General features: G+C 54.9%; 1 protein-coding gene. It reads right to left on the bottom strand.

Annotated features, from left to right (window positions below; translation table 11 throughout):
- A partial coding sequence (locus AB1462_RS31770; RefSeq protein WP_367249049.1) for a class I SAM-dependent methyltransferase occupies window positions 1-433 on the bottom strand: 433 nt, incomplete at its 3' end.
- Between the last annotated feature and the right edge of the window lie 46 nt (window positions 434-479).

Genomic DNA, 479 nt, shown 5'->3' with positions numbered 1-479 from the left:
GATAGGAAATGCGCTTCGCTACCGGAAAGCTCAGCATCGGCACACCGGAAATCACCGCATCGAAGGTTTTCGGCTCTACATGCGCAAGTGTACGATCAAGATCGAAAGCATCGCCCTCGATCACGTTCACAGTCGGATACAGGCGATGGAGATGGTTCACGAATTCCGGCGAATACTCCACGGCGTAGAGATTTTCCGGCTTCACGCCATGTTCGAGAATGGCCTTGGTGATAACGCCGGTACCCGGTCCAAGCTCAAGGACAGGCAGGCCGGAATGGATGTCGATGACGGAAGCCATACGCCGCGAGGTGATCGCGCTGGTCGGCAATATCGCGCCGACAGCCTTTGGCTTGTCCATCCACCCTTTGAAGAATCGCACCTCATCGTCGAACTTTTCAGCGATTGCCTTGCGCAATCCGGGTCCTCGACTCATTGAGGTCTTCTCCTCGAAAACAGCAGTGTTGCGATACTTATTCGCC

This window comes from Pseudomonas sp. SB113, assembly GCF_040754745.1.
Lineage (GTDB): Bacteria > Pseudomonadota > Gammaproteobacteria > Pseudomonadales > Pseudomonadaceae > Aquipseudomonas > Aquipseudomonas grimontii.
Note: the sequence above shows the minus strand (reverse complement) of the source record. Positions and strands in the feature narration are given on the sequence as shown.